Origin of the sequence: Stenotrophobium rhamnosiphilum (genome assembly GCF_003052265.1) — a bacterium.
In the GTDB taxonomy this organism is placed as follows: Bacteria; Pseudomonadota; Gammaproteobacteria; order Nevskiales; family Nevskiaceae; genus Stenotrophobium; species Stenotrophobium rhamnosiphilum.
This window is the reverse complement of record NZ_QANS01000002.1, coordinates 397,233-415,226: the sequence shown is the minus strand read 5'-3', so window position 1 is coordinate 415,226 and position 17,994 is coordinate 397,233. Positions and strand designations below refer to the sequence as shown.

The following is a 17,994-nucleotide window of genomic DNA, read 5'->3' as shown; positions in this document are numbered from 1 at the left end:
GTCTCTATTATCGCTGTAACCGCTACAATATGAGTATGGAATCTTCAAATCTCTGGCTGCCCGATAGCTGGCAGAAAAAGCCTGCGGTGCAACAGCCGCAATATCCCGACGCTGCGGCGCTAGCCAGCACCGTAGAGCAGCTGCGCCTGCTTCCGCCTTTGGTGACGTCATGGGAGGTTAATGCGCTCAAGGCTCAGTTGGCCGAGGCGCAAGAAGGTCGCCGCTTTGTATTGCAGGGCGGAGACTGTGCTGAGAGTTTTGCCGACTGCCAGTCGCCACTGATCGCCAATCGCTTGAAGGTGTTGCTGCAGATGTCGCTGGTGCTCGTTCACGGCATGCAGAAGCGCGTGGTACGTGTCGGCCGATTCGCTGGCCAATATGCCAAACCACGTTCGGCAGACACCGAAACCAAGAACGGTGTGACGCTGCCGTGTTATCGCGGTGATCTGGTTAATTCGCCAGAGTTCACCGAAGCCGCTCGCACGCCCAACCCCTATAACCTGCTCCGCGCCCATGCTTACTCGGCGCTAACGATGAATTTTGTCCGCGGTCTGATTGATGGTGGCTTTGCTGATCTTCATCATCCGGAATATTGGGATCTTGCTTGGGTGAAGCATTCGCCGTTGGCCGTTGATTACCAACGTATGGTCGATACGCTTGGCGATTCGCTGCGGTTCATGGAAACGCTCGCGGGTCAGTCCGTCAGTGATTTCTCGCGCGTCGATTTCTACACCTCGCACGAAGCACTGTTGCTCTCGTACGAACAAGCACTGACACGCCAAGTGCCGCGCAGTCCCGGCTGGTACAACCTGTCGACGCACTATCCATGGATTGGCATGCGCACTGCCGATGTAAATGGCGCGCATGTCGAATATTGCCGTGGCATTCGAAACCCGATCGGTGTGAAGGTTGGGCCAACGATGTCAAAAGAATGGGTGCTGGAGCTTTGCGCCATTCTGAATCCGACCAATGAACCGGGCCGCCTCACACTGATTCACCGCATGGGCGCAGGCAAGATCGCGCAGCATCTGCCGCAGCTCATTGAAGCCGTTCGTGCTGCGGGTCACAAGGTGTTGTGGATCTGCGATCCGATGCATGGCAATACACAGTCCACTGCCAGCGGCGTGAAGACACGACGATTCGACGACATTCTTTCGGAAGTTACGCAGGCCTTCGAAATCCACGCGCGCTGCGGCTCAATACTCGGCGGCGTGCATTTGGAACTGACGGGTGAAGACGTCACCGAATGCACCGGCGGCGCACGCAATCTTGCGGATGAGGATTTGCAGCGTGCTTATAAGACGACGGTTGATCCGCGTTTGAATTACGAACAGGCTTTGGAACTGGCGATGAAGATTGCTGGGATCAATAGGACTTAAAGCCGGAGCTCTGTTTGCCCCGAATCATGGCGATTTTATGAGTGCGATTCATTGGGAACGCAGCCGTTTCTGAGGTTTTGCAATGACCTGCCATTTATCTTCATAGACAACCACTCCCGGATCTATCGTATGAAGAACCTCGACATGAATTCCATGCTCGATAAGAACTTTTTTTAACTCCCACATCTTGGCAATTGGCTCTTTGGCTTCGGATTTAAACCAGGAAATGGCTCGCCGATGCTCCGGTTCTTTCAATATGGTTGGAATCTCCAGTTCATCATTGAACCACTTGAGGCAGAGGCGGAGCTGTCTATGTTCCTCAACAGTTAGGTTGCCCTCATCGCGTAGCTTGTGTGCCGCTACCAAGATACCAGCGTTGTAGCCGGAGTCTGAATCCAACGACAGTACTGTGAAGCGAACTAACACGATAGTCGAAACTCTTAACGTTCTTAGTGATTGTGGCCGTGATGGCCCTGCGCGTGTGGCCGTCCGAACACGACGTGCAGGATTGACCCGGCAACCAAGGCCTGGAACAAAGCCCAAACGCGTGGATCAATACCACTGCTGATTTCAACGCCGAAGATGTAACCAGCAATCGTGCTGGCGCACATTGCAGCCAGCGTGAACGCAGGCAGTCCGCGACCAAACACTGGGAACATTAGCCACCAGGTTGCAAGACCCACGGGCACGCTGTGGATGGCAACGGCTAGTGCCAATGCGATCTGGTGATTGGTGCCGCCACCAGTCGAGAGTGCGGTTCCATCACCAAAGCTATGCAACATCAATCCAATGATGGCGACGGCCAGTGCAGCAAAGTGTGCTTCGCGACGGGCGCGTGTCAGCAGGTGTTCCAGCACGCTGGGGCCGAGCAGGCCCAGGCCAATAAACACAAAGCTCCAGAGTCCGGCTTGTTCGTAGGTTTCTGGAACGACCTCAATCAGCACCAATGCAGCGACGCTGATCATCACGAAGATATCCATGACCTTGACCAGCTTCGGTCGACCCTTGGCCACTGCATAGAGCAGCGGGCCGCTGAGTAGAGCGGCGAGGGTGGTTAGGAGAAGGATGATGTTCATGGGCCGTCATTCTAAACGAGTGGCCGTTGCTGTAGGCATGCGGCGCGCAAACTCGCTTACCATACGGGCCGCCTGATCCTCGGCACAGAACCCACGAGAAATGAGCAAGTACAAGGGCCCACTATTGACCTTAGCCGTGCACGAATCGCTGCTGGCAGTGAGAGCGGCCGGCGCTGTTGTTGAATGCTCGCTAGACCTTGGCCGTTCCACGACGACTGTTGAAGTGACTTCATCGGCATGGACGTGGAATGGCACGCAGTTTCCGTTTTTGGATACCTGCAAAGACCGCACGATCTATTGCTGGGATGGTGAGAGTTTTGAGTCGATCTCGCGTTTCAGCAATTCGCTGATCAAGTTGGTGCCTACCGAATGGGGCGCGCCGACTTTCGAAATTGATGGCATCAAGATGTTACCGACGGCGCAGGTTTCGCCCTACGCGGATGCCGAACGCAAGGTTGGCTTGATTCAGCCACGCGGCAAAGTGGTGCTGGATACTTGTGGTGGTCTTGGCTATTTCGCAGCGTGTTGCTTGAGTGGCGATGCTGCACAAATCATTTCGTTTGAGAAAAATCTGGATGTGATCTGGCTGCGCAGCCTCAATTCATGGTCGCCGGATCATGAAGCGGACAACGCATTGACGCTGACCAATGGTGATGTGACTGAGCACATCGCCAAGCTGCCCGATGCATCGGTCGATGCCATCCTTCACGATCCACCGCGCTTTGGTATTGCAGGCGAGCTGTACTCGCAAGCTTTTTACGATCAGCTTGCGCGAGTGATCAAACCGAAAGGGCGCATGTTTCATTACACCGGCGCGCCAAACAAACTCACCAGCAGGCGCGATCTGCCGACGGAAGTGGCTACGCGTTTGCAGAAGGCGGGGTTTGCCACCGAGATGAATGGAGATGGTGTTGTGGCGGTGAGGCAGACAAAAAAATAGGGCGGCTGATTCAATCAGCCGCCCCCTAGTGTGTCTTGTCATCCCTCACTACGTTTCGGGATGACAGATAGCTCTTAGTGAGCGCGAGGCACTTCAGGCACTGCGGGTGCAGCAGCTGGAGTAGCTTCAGCAACGGGCTTCGCTTCCGGCGCACGTTCCAGAGCAATCTTCAGCGCATCATCAATCCAGCGTACCGGTTCGATGTTGAGCTTGCTCTTCACGTTGTCCGGAATGTCTGCAAGATCCTTCACGTTCTCGTGCGGGATCATCACGGTCTGGATGCCGCCGCGTTGAGCAGCGAGCAACTTTTCCTTGAGTCCGCCGATAGGCAACACTTCGCCACGCAGCGTGATTTCGCCGGTCATCGCGACGTCTGCACGCACCGGAATGTTGGTGAGTGCTGATACCAGCGCGACGCACATAGCGACACCAGCCGACGGACCATCTTTCGGCGTCGCGCCTTCCGGTACGTGCACATGGATGTCGTTGGTCTCGTAGAACTTCGGATCAATGCCCAGCGACGTTGCGCGTGAACGCACGACGGTGAGCGCGGCCTGAATCGATTCCTGCATGACGTTGCCGAGCGAACCCGTCTGCGTCATCTTGCCTTTGCCCGGAGCCAGCGCAGCTTCGATGGTCAGCAGTTCGCCGCCCACTTCTGTCCACGCCAAGCCGGTGACCTGACCCACTTGGTTCTTGTCTTCAGCGCGACCAAAGCGGAACTGCTGAACGCCGAGATATTTCTCGAGATTCTTTTCAGTGACTTTGACCTTCTTATCGTCTGGCTTGAGCAGCAATTGCTTCACAACCTTACGTGCAATCTTGCTCATCAAACGCTCAAGGCTACGCACGCCAGCTTCACGTGTGTAGTGGCGGATGGCGGCGAGAATCGCTTTGTCGTTGATCTCCAACTCATCCACATTCAAGCCGTTGGCCTTCACCTGTTTAGGGATCAGGTACTGCTTGGCGATGTTGAGCTTCTCATCCTCGGTGTAGCCGGGGATGCGGATCACTTCCATACGATCGAGCAGCGGGCCCGGAATGTTGAGCGTGTTGGCCGTTGCAATGAACATCACATCAGACAAGTCGAAATCGACTTCCAGATAGTGATCGTTAAATGTGCTGTTCTGTTCTGGATCCAAAACCTCCAGCAACGCCGACGAAGGATCGCCACGGAAATCCGTGCTCATCTTGTCGATTTCATCAAGCAGGAACAGCGGGTTTTTGACGCCAACTTTGCTCAAGCTCTGAACGATCTTGCCGGGCATGGAGCCGATGTAAGTACGACGGTGACCGCGAATCTCAGCTTCATCACGCACGCCGCCGAGCGACATGCGAACGAATTTGCGATTCACTGATTCCGCAATCGAACGACCCAGCGAAGTCTTACCCACGCCAGGAGGGCCGACGAGGCAGAGAATCGGGCCGCGCAATTTCTTCACGCGTGATTGCACCGCGAGATGTTCAACAATGCGCTCTTTGATTTTCTCAAGGCCGTAGTGATCAGCATCCAGTTTATCTTGGCAAGCCTTCAGATCAATGTGCGTCTTGGTGTGTTTCTTCCAAGGCACCTGCGTTAGCACGTCGAGATAGTTGCGCACGACGGTGGCTTCGGCCGACATCGCAGGCATCATCTTCAGCTTGTTGAACTCGGCGCGTGCTTTGTTCTTAGCTTCTTTCGGCATGCCAGATTTTTCAATCTTCGCAGCCAATTCTTCCTGCTCGCTAGGACCATCTTCGTTCTCGCCGAGCTCTTTCTGGATCGCCTTGATCTGCTCGTTGAGGTAGTACTCGCGCTGATTCTTTTCCATCTGCTGTTTGACGCGACCGCGGATCTTTTTCTCGATCTGCATCACATCAATTTCGCCTTCGAGCATTTTCATTACATGCTCAAGACGAGTCTGGGCGTTATCCAGTTCCAGCACGTTCTGCTTGTCTTCCAATTTCAGCGACAAGTGCGCAGAGATGGTGTCGGCCAAGCGGCCCGGTGAGTCCATGCTCGTCAGTGACGGCAGCAACTCGGCAGGAATTTTCTTGTTGAGCTTGGCGTACTGCTCAAACTGACTCAGCACCGAACGCGCCAGCGCGTCGGTTTCTTTGTTGTCAGTGATGCCGCCAGCGTCTTCCGGAAGTGGGTGGCATTCGGCAGTGAGGTAGTCGCCGCTTTCATCAAGACTAATGACGCGAGCGCGACGCACGCCTTCCACCAGCACTTTGACGGTGCCGTCTGGGAGTTTGAGCATCTGCAAGATGCTGGCGAGGGTGCCGACTTCGTAAAGATCTTTGCCGACAGGATCATCCGCATCCGCAGTGCGCTGGGCGAGCAGAAGAATGCGCTTGTCGTCCTGCATGGCAGCAGACAGTGCTTTGATCGACTTTTCGCGGCCCACAAAGAGAGGGATCGCCATGTGTGGAAAAACCACAACATCGCGTAAAGGTAGTACGGGGGCTTGCCGATCGTTCAGAGTTTCCACGGGCGCTCCGGAGTTATAAGTGTTGCCAGCATAATGCAGGATTCCCCTTACTTGGGGACTATCCGCATTTAATTCAAGATATCGGCAGATTTAGCCAAAAAATGAGCGTTTTTGGCCGAAAAATCCTCTTTGGGAGCTAAAGAGGGCCTTATTTCTTAGCTGAAATTGATGCGTTGACCCAACGGGCGCGGATTGACCTTGCCTTGGTGGTAGGCCAGCTCGCCGTTGACCCAAGTAGCGTCAATGCGGGCTGGGAAGGTCTTGCCCTCCAATGGCGACCAGCCGACGTGGTACAGAACGTCCTGTTTACGCACGGTGGTGGTGGCGTTGTGGTCGACCAGTACGAGGTCGGCCCAGTAGCCTTCACGGATATAACCGCGGTCAGTGATGCCGAAATGATCGGCCACCGCATGGCTGGTTTTGTTGACGACGGTGCGCAGGTTCAACTCGCCGCGATGAACCATATCCAGCAGCATCAGCAGGAAGTGCTGAACCAGCGGAAGGCCTGATGGCGCCTTGAAGTATTTCTGCGCCTTTTCATCCCAAGTGTGTGGGGCGTGGTCAGTGGCGATGACGTCGATGCGATCTTCGCGCACCGCATTGACCAGCGCGAGACGATCTTCTTCCGTCTTAATTGCTGGGTTGCACTTCACCAGCGCGCCGTGGGTGTTGTACCAGCTGTCATTCATATAAAGGTGATGGACGCAGGCTTCAACCGTGATCTTCTTGCCTTTGACCGGACCGGGCGTAAAGAAATCTAGTTCGCGCGCGGTCGTCAGATGCAACACGTGAAGGCGAGCGTTGTGCTTCTTCGCCAAGCCAACAGCGAGTTCGGTGGACTTGTAGCAAGCCTCAGCCGAGCGAATCAGCGGATGCTGTTTCCAAGGCACATCGTCGCCATATTTTTCGCGCGCTGCGTCTTCGTTCGCCTTGATCATTGGCGTGTCTTCGCAGTGCGTGACCACCATCAGCTTGGACTTGGAGAAGATGCCGTTGAGCGTTGCTGGATTGTCGACCAGCATATTGCCGGTCGATGCGCCCATGAACACTTTGACTGCGCAGGCTTCGTTCTTCTCAAGGCGTGCGACTTCTTCGAGGTTGTCGTTAGCGCCGCCAAAGTAGAAGGCGTAGTTGGCAAAGCTGCGGCCCGTCGTGTTCGCATACTTTTCCGCCAGACGTTCACGCGTGGTGATGGTCGGATTGTTATTGGGCATGTCGAAGTAACTCGTCACGCCGCCTGCAACGGCTGCTGCAGATTCGGTCGCGAGATTGCCCTTATGCGTCAGGCCCGGTTCGCGGAAGTGAACCTGGTCATCAATGATGCCGGGGAGCAACCAGCGGCCTTTGGCATCAAATGTCGTGACGCCCGCTGGCGCACTTAGATTTTTGCCAATTTTGGCGATGCGGCCATTCAAGATGAGGACATCGCCCTCAATCTCGTGACCTTCGTTGATGATTTTGGCATTGACGATCAGCATGGCAGCGCTCGGTTGGCGGAACTAAGCGATATATTAGCAGCCAACGCAGCGCTCAACGGGGTTCTGGTATCCGTTGAGCGCGTGGTCTATTGCAGCCCGTTTATTTCAAAGAAAAATCAACGCGCGTCGTCTTGCCTTTGTCGTCGATGCCGGTGGCATCCAGCTTAGGGGCGACAACGAATAGACGGCTGCCATCGACTTTGCTCGATAGCTGCTGACGAACCGCTTCAGCGCGTTTTTCGGCCAGACCACGCAAGTCTTGGTCGGTGACCGGCATATTGGTAAGAATCAGCTTTTTCATTTCAGCCGGCGGCAGCGATTTTGCAATGCCGATGAAATTCTTTGGCTTGGTGAAGCTCTCAGCTTTGTAAGCCAACTCCAAATACTTGTTATATGACTCTGGCGGCACTTGCAGTTTGCTGGTGTCGACGCTGTCGCCTTTGCCGACGACATCGCGAATCATCTGACGCTTCACGCGCTGAGCCACCATTGCTTCACGCAAGCCGGGCTTGTCGAGTTCTGGATCGGTTCGACCGATGATGTCCAGACGCAGGGCGGGGCGATCAGTCAGCGCTTTGGCCAGCGACGTCAGATGTGTTTCTGCCTCTGGCGTCAGAGTTGCTGAGCCCGGATTGAACACGATGTAGCTCAGCGCATCGCCGCCACCGAAGGCAGACGACAGCAAACTAAACGGTGATAGCGCAGCTTTGGTAATCAGATTGATGAAGGCGCGGAAGATAACGCCGCCGAGACTGAAGTCAGGATCGGTCACCGAACCACTCACAGGCACGCGTAGGTCAATCACGCCGTTGGAATCCTTGAGTAAGGAAACCGCGAGTTGTATTGGAAGCTTTGTCGCATCTGGGCCATCGATGCGGTCACCAAAGGTCAGTTGATCAATATAAATGTGGTTGTCTGCCACCAGCTTGCCTTGGTCCAACTGATAGTGGACATCAAATGAGAGCTTGCCCTTTGTGAGCGGATAGCCTGCATATTTGGTTGAGTAAGAGGTGAGATCCGTTAGCTCAACGCTGGTGGCTTTTGTGGTGATATCGACAACAGCCATCGGTGCCAGCGGATTGATATTGCCGCTGATGGTCAGTGGCGCGTTGTGATCAAACTGTCCTTGCAAGAGAACATCGGCAGGTTTTGTGCTCTGCGTGCCAAAGGCGCCGACCTTGCCCGCGATGCTGCTGATGGTTGCGGTGTAATTGGGTTTGATGAAGTTGTCCGTGTACAGAACCTTGCCGCCTTGAAGCGTGATCTGGCCGAGCGAGATATTTGCTGCAGGAGTTTGTTCTGTCGTGTTGGGCGTGGTTGCCGCAACGGGTGCTGGCGCAGGCGCTGCGACGTTCTCTCGCGTGAGCGATGTCGGTGCAGCCTGTGCATCTGTGGCCATGATGTCCTGCAAATTCAATTTGCCGGTGGACGACATGATAATGCGAGCAAAGAAGTCGCTCAGCGCTAACGCATCGACGTGGAAAGAAGCCGGCTTATCGCCATCCAGAGCAACCTTGATGCCTGTTGCGCTAAAGCTATTCCAGTTGACGAAATCATCATCCGTAAGCTTGTCCAGAACACGAACCTTGCCGAGCGTTGCATTGCCTTGGAACCGTACTTGCAGCTGATCGCTAGTGTTCTTGGAAAGCTTGAGTCGTCCGCGTGTGCTGAGTGCGGCACTGGCGATGGTGGCGTTGAGTTTTTCGACGTACGCACCAAATGCGGCAACGTCGAGCTGTTGCGTTTCGATTTTTAAATCAGCTTTAAGCGGAGATGGGGCAACATCACCTGTGACTTGAAAACGTCCTTTACGCGGCAGTTGGCCATCCAAAGAAAGCTTTGCGGTTTGAGCCAGATCGCTAGAGACATTTTGCAGTGTGAGATTGAGCGGCGTGATGTCGACTTTGACGGGGCTTGCCGTGGTGTTGTCTTGAAAACGCAGGCCAGCTTTATTGAGTGCGATCTTGCTGATCGTGACTTGCCATTGTTTCTCTGATTTTTGGGCGGGCTTGGCGGCGGCTGATTTTGTCGCGGCCTGCGTGCGCAGCAGTTTGTTCAGATTGATGCTGCCGTTGGCTTCGCGGCGTGCCAATAGATTGAGGCCATCTGCACTGATTTCTGAGAGCGTTGCTTTCTGATTGGTGACGTCGAGTTGATCCAGGCCGATCTGCAAATGCTGCCAACGCAATGGCGTTTCGTTGCCCTTGCTTGTGCGAAGTTCAAAGTTGTCGATGCTGGCGCTGGCAGGCTGCACCAATATTTTTTGTGGGCTGGCAGCCATATCCACTTGCAGCTGCGCTTTGGCGTTCAAGCTGCCGGATTTCAGTACGGCATCCAATTGCTGCTGAATAAACGGTTGCAGCGCGGCGAGGTTAATCTGATTGAGCGTGACGCTGGCCGTTGCTTGCTGTGCCGATGGCACTACTTTGCTTTGAACTGCCAAGTTGCCATCGGCCAAGCGCAGGTCTAGCGAGGCAGTGGCTGCGGTTTTGCCTAAGGTGTGCAGGTTCTGCAGTTTGAAACGAATAGCGTCGATCGTTAATGGAATTGGTTTTGCATTGCGACGATCAGTGAATTGCACCACGCCGTTGTCGAGGCTGGCGGATTCAAGTACCAAGTCGAACGGCGCTGTTTTCTTCTCGGCCTTAGCGGTTGCTTTGGGTTTCGCCGACGGCGAACTCAGCGCATCGAAATTGGTGCTGCCGTCGCGGTTCAGCGCGGCATAGGTCGTCAGGCCATCGAAGCTCAGATTCTTGAGGTGGACGATATTGCGCAGTGGCTGTACGTCAGCCAGCTTCGCGGCCGCGTGTTTCAGATCAAGCAGTGGAGCATCTTTGCGATCCAACACCTTTAACTTATCGATCGATACATCGCCGCTCAGGCTGATCATTACCTGCGGCTGGGCGCTGACGAAATGCACTTGCAGGTTGCTGGACAAAAATCCCTGCGGAATTTTTACCGGCAATTGCACCGGCACATAGGCCAGATAACGCGTCAGGTCGAGTTGATCGAGTTTGATATCAACGATGGACTCGTGCGTTTCGGCGAAGGGTTTGGTCTTGCCGCTGAGATTAAACGGACTGCCATCCACCACCATCTGCAAAAGCGGCTGCACATCAATCTTGGTCGCGGAGGGCAGGTTGGCAATAAAAGGAATGCCGAGCTGCAATTTCTCGATGCTGTGCTTTGAATGCAGCACTTGATCGTCGAAAGCGATATTGCCGTCAACAATCGTAATGTTGTGCAAGGCAAAGCGCGTTGGGCTTTCTGACTCGGGTTCTTTGTTGGCTTTTTCGATCAGATCGGTGAAGTTGAAGCGCTGCTCCGCCGTGCGCGCAATATGAATGTCTGGGCGCACAACCGTCAGCGAATCAACGATAGCTGCGCCGCGGAAAAGCGAGCTCCACGACAGGTTGACGGTGATCTGGCCGACATCCACAAAGGGCTGAACGCCGCCGCGTTCTCCTATATGGAGTTGCTCGATGTTCAGTTTCAGGCGGTAGGGGTTGAAGCTGATCTTGCCAAGAGTGACCGGACGTTCCAGCCATTCGCTGGCCTGATGGGTGGCTACGCTGCGAATTAATGGGGGCACCCCAAGCCATGCGCCAATGCCAAAAACCACGATGACCACGACGCTGATCCAGCCGGTACGCCGTCCTTTTGGGGACGTTGCCCAGTCTTTGCCGGTTCCAAACCAGTTCTTGAGGCGGGAGATCAGAGAATCCATGTGGCTAGCACTCGAGTTTGAGCTCCCATGATAGGAGGCAGTCCATTGTGGCAAAAGCGCTGTGCGCTTCAAAAACACGAAAGGCCTGCGTGATTAGACGCAAGCCTTTATTTGTAACTGGTGCCGAAAAGAGGAATCGAACCTCCGACCTACTGATTACGAATCAGTCGCTCTACCGACTGAGCTATCCCGGCAAGGGCGCAAATTATAGAGGTTTGATGCGATTAAGGACAATATTTTTTAACGCACATAGGTATAATTCGCCCCCTTGGAGAGGTGGCAGAGTGGTCTATTGCGGCGGTCTTGAAAACCGCTGTGTCGTAAGGCACCGGGGGTTCGAATCCCTCCTTCTCCGCCAAATAAAGCCAAAGCTGACTCAATGTCAGCTTTGGCGTTTTAGAAATTAGCTGGGAATGAGCGTAGCCACAGCAGTGGCCGGCCCTTAGGGAGCTCCTCTTTCTTCGCCATATTTCTACTGCAAGCGGGCGGGGCATCGCCTGATTCGCGGGACTTATAATTGTTTTAAATACGTTTCCACTCACCGGCTTAAGCCGACGACTGCGGAGTTTTTTTGTCATGAATGAGAAGTTACTGAATGCCACGGCTGTCGCCATGGTCGCCCCGGGTAAGGGTCTCCTAGCTGCTGACGAAAGCACCGGCACCATTGGTAAGCGTTTTGACAGCATTAAAGTCGAGAACGTTGAAGCCAACCGTCAGACTTATCGCGACATGCTGTTCAACACCCCTGGCTTCGAGCAGCACACCAGCGGCGTGATCTTGTTTGAAGAAACCCTGTTCCAGAAAGGCCTCGACGGCACGCCGTTCAGCAAGCTGCTGGAATCCAAGGGCGTGATCCCGGGCATCAAAGTCGACAAGGGCGTGAAGCCTCTGTTCGGCGGCGCTCCGGAAGAAACCATTACTGAAGGCCTCGATGGTCTTGCTGAACGTCTGGCCAAGTACCGCGAAGCCGGTGCTCGTTTTGCCAAGTGGCGCGCAGTCATCACCATCGGTAATGGCGCACCTTCGCACTCTGCTATCCACACCAACGCTCATGCACTGGCTCGTTACGCAGCGCTGTGCCAAGACGCCGGCATCGTTCCTATCGTTGAACCAGAAGTGCTGATGGACGGCGACAACACCGCCCAGAAGAACGAAGACGTCACCACCTGGATCCTGAAAGAAGTTTTCCAGGAACTGTATTTCCAGAACGTTCTGCTCGAAGGCATCGTGCTCAAGCCGAACATGATTGTTTCTGGCAAGAAGTGCCCAACGCAGGCTGGTCACGCTGAAGTTGCAGAGCGCACCCTGCGCGTGTTGAAGCGCTGCGTGCCGTCGGCCGTTCCTGGCATCGCCTTCCTCTCGGGCGGCCAGTCGGACATCGACGCTACCGCTCACCTCGACGCTATGAACAAGGCCGGCAACCTGCCTTGGAACCTGACGTTCTCCTACGGCCGCGCACTGCAGGCTGCTGCACTCAAAGCTTGGGGCGGCACCAATGTTGAAGCCGGCAAGAAGGCTCACCTGCACCGCGCCAAGATGAATGGCCTGGCTGCTCTGGGTAAGTGGGACGCTTCGCTCGAAAAAGCTTAAGTTTCAAGTTTCAAAAAAACCGCTCCCAGCTCTGCTGCGAGCGGTTTTTTCATATCTGCACGTGGCAAGATCGCACCCAATAATTCTTCGGGGATAAGCATGACGCAGCTCACTGGCAAAGTGGTTTGGATTACTGGCGCTTCCAGCGGTATTGGCGAGGCGTTGGCAATCATCGCTTCCAAGCGTGGCGCCAAGCTGGTGTTGAGTGCGCGACGCGCGGATGAACTGGCGCGTGTACAGGCCTTGTGTGCTGATCCCGCGAAGGTCGCGTTGCTGCCTTTGGATTTGACGAATTTCAGTCCTAGCGAAGCCGCCGCCAAGGCGCGCATTTTCTTCGGCGATATCGATGTGCTGGTGAACAACGCGGGTTGGTCACAGCGCAGCATGACGATGGATACGGATTTAGAAGTCTATCGCCGCATCATGGAACTCGACTTCTTTGCGCCGGTTGCGTTGAGCAAGGCGACGTTGCCATCGATGATCGCTAAAGGCGGCGGACATGTTGTGATGGTCGGTAGCGTCGTCAGCAAATTTGGCGCGCCGCTACGTTCTGGCTACGCCGCGGCCAAACATGCGTTGGCGGGTTTTACCGAAGCGGCTCGTGCAGAGCTGTGGCGTCAGGGCATCAAGTTCACGTTGGTGTGCCCCGGTTTTGTGCAGACGCAGGTTTCAGTCAATGCGCTAAATGGAACCGGTGGTTCCCACGGCATCATGGATGCCACGATTCAAAAAGGCATGCTGGCTTCAGACTGCGCTGAGAGAATCTGGCGTGCGGTAGAGAGTAATGTGGAAGAAACCATCATTGGGGCAGAAGCCAAGCTGGTTCACCTTAAGCGCTTTTTCCCTGGCTTGTTCTCGTACGCCATCAAGCGCGCCAACATTACTAAGTAACGTAGGGTGCGCTGTGCGCACCGAAAGTTTCAGCAAATTTTCGACATTGGTGCGCACGGCGCACCCTACATCAGTGCTGAGCGAGAAGTTCCAACACGCGCTTCTCAGCCCAGCTGCCCATCTTCAAGTTTTCGATAAAGCCGCAGTGGCCGCCACGTTCCGTGGCGATGAAGGCTTTAACTGAGCCGCGTGGCGCAAGGCCCGCGAAATCTTCAAACGGAATCACCGCATCGTCTTGCGCGGTAATGACGGCGACCGGAGCCGGTGAGTCGATCAGCATCTGCGGCGTGATGGTGTAAGCGTCGAAGTAACGCTGCATATCGCCGTATTCAGTGTAGTGCTCAGCAAAATGGCGTGTGGATTCCCACATGCTTTTGATTTTTTCGAAGGCGCTGAAATCGTAGTCCGGCCACGCATTTTTCTTGGCGCGCAGCGTCTTCAGCCATTTATCAAGAAAATAAAGTCGGAACAGGGCAGGGCCCGTATCAATGGCGCGCACAGTCGCAGCGGGATTGATGGATGGTGAAATGCCAATCGTCAGCTTCGGTGTAATGCCCTGAGCGGGGCCTTGTAACGCAACGCGCAGTGCAAAGTTTCCGCCGAGGGAAAATCCAATTACATACATCGGCTGCGTGGCGTCGAGCGCCTTCACAGCAGTGATGGCTTCCAGCACTTCGCCAAAACGTGCGGAGTGAAACATCTCGCGGTTGAGTGCGTGTGTTCCTGCGTGATCACGCAGGTTGAGACGGAAGATGTTGTAGCCCGCTTGATACAACGCGCAAGACATCGAGTAGAGATAAACCGACTCGTGCGAGCCTTCCCAACCATGAATCAATACGACAAGCCCACGCGGCGTAGTGCCTTCAGGTTGACGTGAATGCACGCCGGTGAGTTTGACGCCATCGCGGCATTCCAAAATCTGCCGCGTCTGTACCGCTTCCATCTGATTGCCGCGCTTTAGCCAGAGGCGACGACGCGGACCTTTGGTCGCGAGGATCGACTGAATCTGACTGTGACTCACAAGCCAAGAAGGTGCGAAACCGTCGCCGGGTTCTGGGTTTTTGTCTTGTGGGTCGGTCGGTTTCACAGGAGCTGTTCGAGTGTGCGTTCGTAGATCGTCGAGAGACGATCAAGGTCTGCCACTTTTACGTGCTCATTGAGCTTATGGATGCTGTCGTTGATCGGGCCGATCTCAACAACTTCTGCGCCCCAAGGTGAAATGAAGCGCGCATCAGAAGTTCCGCCGCCGGTGAACAGCTCGGGCTTAACACCGGAGATTTCCTGCGACGCCTTTGCTGCAGCTTCAATCAATTGGCCCTGTCGCGTCAGGAACGGCTCGCCCGAAAGCTGCCAATCCAATTCATAGCGCAGCGTGTGCTTCTTCAAAATTGCCTCAACACGTTCCCGCAATGATGCGGCGGTCGACTCTGTGCAGAAGCGGAAGTTGAACACGACTTGGCATTCGCCGGGCACGACATTATTCGCTCCAGTGCCTGAGTGAATGTTGGAGACCTGAAATGAAGTCGGCGGAAAGTGCGCGTTGCCTGTATCCCACTGCGTCGCGACTAACTCTGCGAGGGCAGGCGCGAAGCGATGAATCGGATTCTCAACCTTGTGCGGATACGCAACGTGACCTTGCTTTCCCAACACCTTGAGGATGCCATTGAGCGAACCGCGACGACCGATAACGATGCGATCGCCGAGTTGTTCATTGCTGGACGCCTCGCCGACGATAGCGTAGTCCGGCTTCACGCCGCGTGCTTTGAGTTGCTCGACAACGTAACGCGTGCCGAAGAGGGCAACGCCTTCTTCATCGCTGGTGATCAGGAACGCAATCGTGCCCTTGAATTTGCCGCGCGCTTTTACAAAACGTTCAACTGCACAAACCATCGCGGCGAGGCCGCTCTTCATATCGGCAGCACCGCGGCCGTAGAGAATGCCGTCGCGAATCTCAGGCGTGAATGGATCGCTGTTCCACTGATCCAACGGGCCAGTCGGTACGACATCGGTATGGCCAGCCAAAATCATCAGCGGCGCACCGCTACCGAGAGTGGCCCAAAGATTGATAACACCTTCGGAGTTAATCCACTCCAGCTTGAAGCCGAGTTTGCTCAAACGTTCGCCGATCAAATCGCAGCAGCCAGCATCGTCTGGCGTGAGCGAGCGGCGCGAAATGAGTTCGCGGGTGAGATCCAGTGTCGGTGATGAGGTGGTCATAGCAACATTTAAACTTCTTTAGATGGCCATTGAGTTAGTGCAAGGGCACGCTGGAAATTCAGGGCTGTTGATGCACTGATTTCTCACAACGCATGCTGGTACTTGGCTGAAGCAACTCGCTGCGGATGTTCCAGTCTAACAGTGCAACATACGCTTTTTCTCGCAGTACCTGCGCTTTCATGCGCTCTGGCACGGTGTTTTCAGGATAGGGCTCAAAAGCCTTTCCGTCTGCCGTCCAGCGCAGGTAAAGAGGATGAGTAATATCCTGCACCGCACCATCCTCGCTGATCATATGGCGATATTCACTCAGCGATACGCCGACAGGATCCAAGGTTGGTGACAGCAGATTTTGTCCCGCAGAGAAGTAGCAGGCATCAGACAGCGAGTGTTGATACAGAGTCGAAAAGATATCGCGATGGCTCGCGTGTCGCTCCATATCGACCACATGCGTCGGGCGCAGGCGTTGAGGAATGTGCAGGAAAAGTGGCACGCCATAGGTGTAATGCATCTGCACATCGCCGGTGAACTTAAACAAATTGCGTGTGTAGTGATCGCCGCTTGCAGCGACCAAGGTTTTTTCTGCGAGGCCATCTGCATACAGCGCATCCATAAATCCGCCCAATGCGTCGTTGGCGTATTGATAGGTTTGCAGAATGCTGAGACTAGTCTCCGTGTCCTCGTTCAACTTGTTTCCGAATGCCGCCAGATTGATCGGATAAAGCGAATAGGTTTTGGGAACGACATAAGGAGGGTGGTTGGTTTGCGTGTTCATGTAGATGAACAGCGGCTTGCCTGTCGCCTCCGCTTTTTTGAGCAGGATGTTTGCGAACTGGAACATATAGGCGTCTGGCACGCCCCAAGCACCGATCTCACGTGCAGCCTGTGGGAAGTGCGTAATGATGTCGTTCATATCGAGAACTTCATCAAACCCTTGCTGAATCAAAACGCGATTCACACTGCGCCAACTGCGTTTGCCCGAGGTCAGAAAGATAACGTGATAGCCAGCATTTTTGTACGGCAGCGCAGCCGAGGTCTGCAACTGCGTCAAACCATTGCGTCCCAGAGCGAGCGGGGTAACGGGCGAGTTAAATAAGATGGCCTCGTAGGTCGCGCCAGTGCCGTTTTGAGCCGAGAGCAGATTTTTAAATAAATAATCTTTCTTGGTGTGCGCGCGCAGGCGGCCGAGCAAATCGTTGCTCGGACTATCAAAGTCCATCGCATAACGACCCCAGGATTCCATCTGAGCAAAGATCACATTAGGGCGGGCGTTTGCCAACTCGGCATTTAGCGGAGTTCTTAGGTAAAGCGCCTTTAAAATTTCGCTCTCGTCCGAAGCTGTCAGGCCATAGGCTTTTGCCGCTTCAGCCGGAGAGTGAAAGCCGAGCGCGCGCAATCCCACCATAGGATCTTTATCAATCTGATCGCTCTCACGATCATGGATTGCAATGCGCATTGCCCATGGACCATTCGGAACGATCTGATTGATCTGTTCGAACGGACTTACGGCAACTTCACTTTGGCGCAGCGGAAAAGTACCAAGACTGCCACGAGCAAATCCCACGAACAGCAGAAGCGTTGCGAAGCAAGCGATGACACTGACCAAACGGCCGCGGTGCGCAATCAGAGCGTCTGCTTGTTTGCTGATGACATTCCAGATTTTGTACAGAATCCAGTTAAGGACTAATACGGCAGCCAGCAATTTGATGATCGGGTAGTCCTGCCAAACCGACGTCAGCACGGCGAAGCTGTCGTAGTCCGCCAAGCCAAAAATAATGACGTTGATCGGAGACTGGTAGTAGCCGATATAGAAATGATTGATCAGGGCGAGAAGCACGGTCGTGATAATGACGACTGCGCCCCAGATCGAAATCAATTGGTGAAGATATTTTTGCGGCTTGGGAAAATTTTTCAGTCCCAATAAAAATAGTTCGCAAAGCAAGACTGGCATCGCGAGAAACGATGCAATTTTTAAGTCGAAGCGAAATCCGGTGATGAAGGCGTGTTTGACGTGAATTGCGGGCAGATGCTCAGGACGCACGTATGCGTACCAATCCCAAACGCGGAACAGCAGTAAGGTTATTCCCAGCAGTCCCCAGAGAATCAAGGATCGATTAAACGCGCGGGATTGAATCATATTGTCCATAAGGCGGCTGATTGAGACGCAGTATTCTTTTTGCTAAAAATCGATGGGCTTCGCATTGCGAAGCCCATCGACGAACCTA

General features: G+C 54.4%; 12 protein-coding genes and 2 tRNA genes. 5 read left to right on the top strand and 9 right to left on the bottom strand.

Annotation, left to right across the window (positions count from 1 at the left end; genetic code table 11):
• Nucleotides 1–35: 35 nt before the first annotated feature.
• Entirely contained in the window at nucleotides 36–1,379 is a 1,344-nt protein-coding gene (locus tag CJD38_RS05870; protein WP_206362897.1) for a class II 3-deoxy-7-phosphoheptulonate synthase, read from the top strand.
• A 48-nt stretch (nucleotides 1,380–1,427) separates the two neighbouring features.
• Here CJD38_RS05870 and CJD38_RS05865 read toward each other — a convergent pair whose 3' ends face one another.
• Nucleotides 1,428–1,805 (bottom strand): hypothetical protein, encoded by a 378-nt coding sequence (locus CJD38_RS05865; protein ID WP_107939375.1) that lies wholly within the window; start codon nucleotides 1,803–1,805, stop codon nucleotides 1,428–1,430.
• 23 nt (nucleotides 1,806–1,828) lie between these two features.
• The gene (locus CJD38_RS05860; protein ID WP_107939374.1) at nucleotides 1,829–2,455 is read right to left on the bottom strand and encodes a ZIP family metal transporter; all 627 of its coding nucleotides are present in this window, start codon (nucleotides 2,453–2,455) and stop codon (nucleotides 1,829–1,831) included.
• A 100-nt stretch (nucleotides 2,456–2,555) separates the two neighbouring features.
• On the opposite strand from CJD38_RS05860, the gene CJD38_RS05855 reads away from it, so the two are divergent.
• Nucleotides 2,556–3,395 (top strand): class I SAM-dependent methyltransferase, encoded by an 840-nt coding sequence (locus CJD38_RS05855; RefSeq protein WP_107939373.1) that lies wholly within the window; start codon nucleotides 2,556–2,558, stop codon nucleotides 3,393–3,395.
• 74 nt (nucleotides 3,396–3,469) lie between these two features.
• On the opposite strand, the gene lon is transcribed toward CJD38_RS05855, so the two are convergent.
• The 4 genes from lon to CJD38_RS05835 form a co-directional block, all read right to left on the bottom strand.
• The gene (gene lon / locus CJD38_RS05850) at nucleotides 3,470–5,803 is read right to left on the bottom strand and encodes an endopeptidase La (protein ID WP_240783539.1); all 2,334 of its coding nucleotides are present in this window, start codon (nucleotides 5,801–5,803) and stop codon (nucleotides 3,470–3,472) included.
• A 221-nt stretch (nucleotides 5,804–6,024) separates the two neighbouring features.
• Nucleotides 6,025–7,347, bottom strand: coding sequence for a dihydroorotase (locus CJD38_RS05845; RefSeq protein WP_107939371.1), 1,323 nt, complete (start codon nucleotides 7,345–7,347; stop codon nucleotides 6,025–6,027).
• Between the two features lie 100 nt (nucleotides 7,348–7,447).
• Nucleotides 7,448–11,074 (bottom strand): DUF748 domain-containing protein, encoded by a 3,627-nt coding sequence (locus tag CJD38_RS05840; RefSeq protein WP_107939370.1) that lies wholly within the window; start codon nucleotides 11,072–11,074, stop codon nucleotides 7,448–7,450.
• Between the two features lie 118 nt (nucleotides 11,075–11,192).
• A tRNA-Thr gene (locus CJD38_RS05835) sits at nucleotides 11,193–11,268 on the bottom strand.
• Between the two features lie 76 nt (nucleotides 11,269–11,344).
• Here CJD38_RS05835 and CJD38_RS05830 point away from each other — a divergent pair.
• The 3 genes from CJD38_RS05830 to CJD38_RS05820 all read left to right on the top strand — a co-directional run bounded on the left by CJD38_RS05830 (nucleotide 11,345) and on the right by CJD38_RS05820 (nucleotide 13,555).
• Nucleotides 11,345–11,432, top strand: a tRNA-Ser gene (locus CJD38_RS05830).
• Nucleotides 11,433–11,650: 218 nt separating this feature from the next.
• On the top strand, nucleotides 11,651–12,664 hold the full coding sequence (locus CJD38_RS05825; RefSeq protein WP_107939369.1) for a class I fructose-bisphosphate aldolase: 1,014 nt from the start codon (nucleotides 11,651–11,653) through the stop codon (nucleotides 12,662–12,664).
• Between the two features lie 99 nt (nucleotides 12,665–12,763).
• The gene (locus CJD38_RS05820; protein WP_107939368.1) at nucleotides 12,764–13,555 is read left to right on the top strand and encodes an SDR family oxidoreductase; all 792 of its coding nucleotides are present in this window, start codon (nucleotides 12,764–12,766) and stop codon (nucleotides 13,553–13,555) included.
• A gap of 70 nt (nucleotides 13,556–13,625) precedes the next feature.
• Here the strand turns inward: CJD38_RS05820 and CJD38_RS05815 are convergent, their stop codons facing one another.
• From CJD38_RS05815 to CJD38_RS05805, 3 genes are read right to left on the bottom strand one after another with little or no spacing between them, the layout of a single operon-like run.
• Nucleotides 13,626–14,642 (bottom strand): YheT family hydrolase, encoded by a 1,017-nt coding sequence (locus CJD38_RS05815; protein ID WP_107939367.1) that lies wholly within the window; start codon nucleotides 14,640–14,642, stop codon nucleotides 13,626–13,628.
• A complete protein-coding gene (dapE, locus tag CJD38_RS05810; RefSeq protein WP_107939366.1) occupies nucleotides 14,639–15,772 on the bottom strand; it encodes a succinyl-diaminopimelate desuccinylase in 1,134 nt (377 codons plus the stop codon). The genes CJD38_RS05815 and dapE overlap by 4 nt, the downstream gene beginning before the upstream one ends.
• 58 nt (nucleotides 15,773–15,830) lie before the next feature.
• On the bottom strand, nucleotides 15,831–17,915 hold the full coding sequence (locus tag CJD38_RS05805; RefSeq protein ID WP_107939365.1) for an LTA synthase family protein: 2,085 nt from the start codon (nucleotides 17,913–17,915) through the stop codon (nucleotides 15,831–15,833).
• Nucleotides 17,916–17,994: the final 79 nt, after the last annotated feature.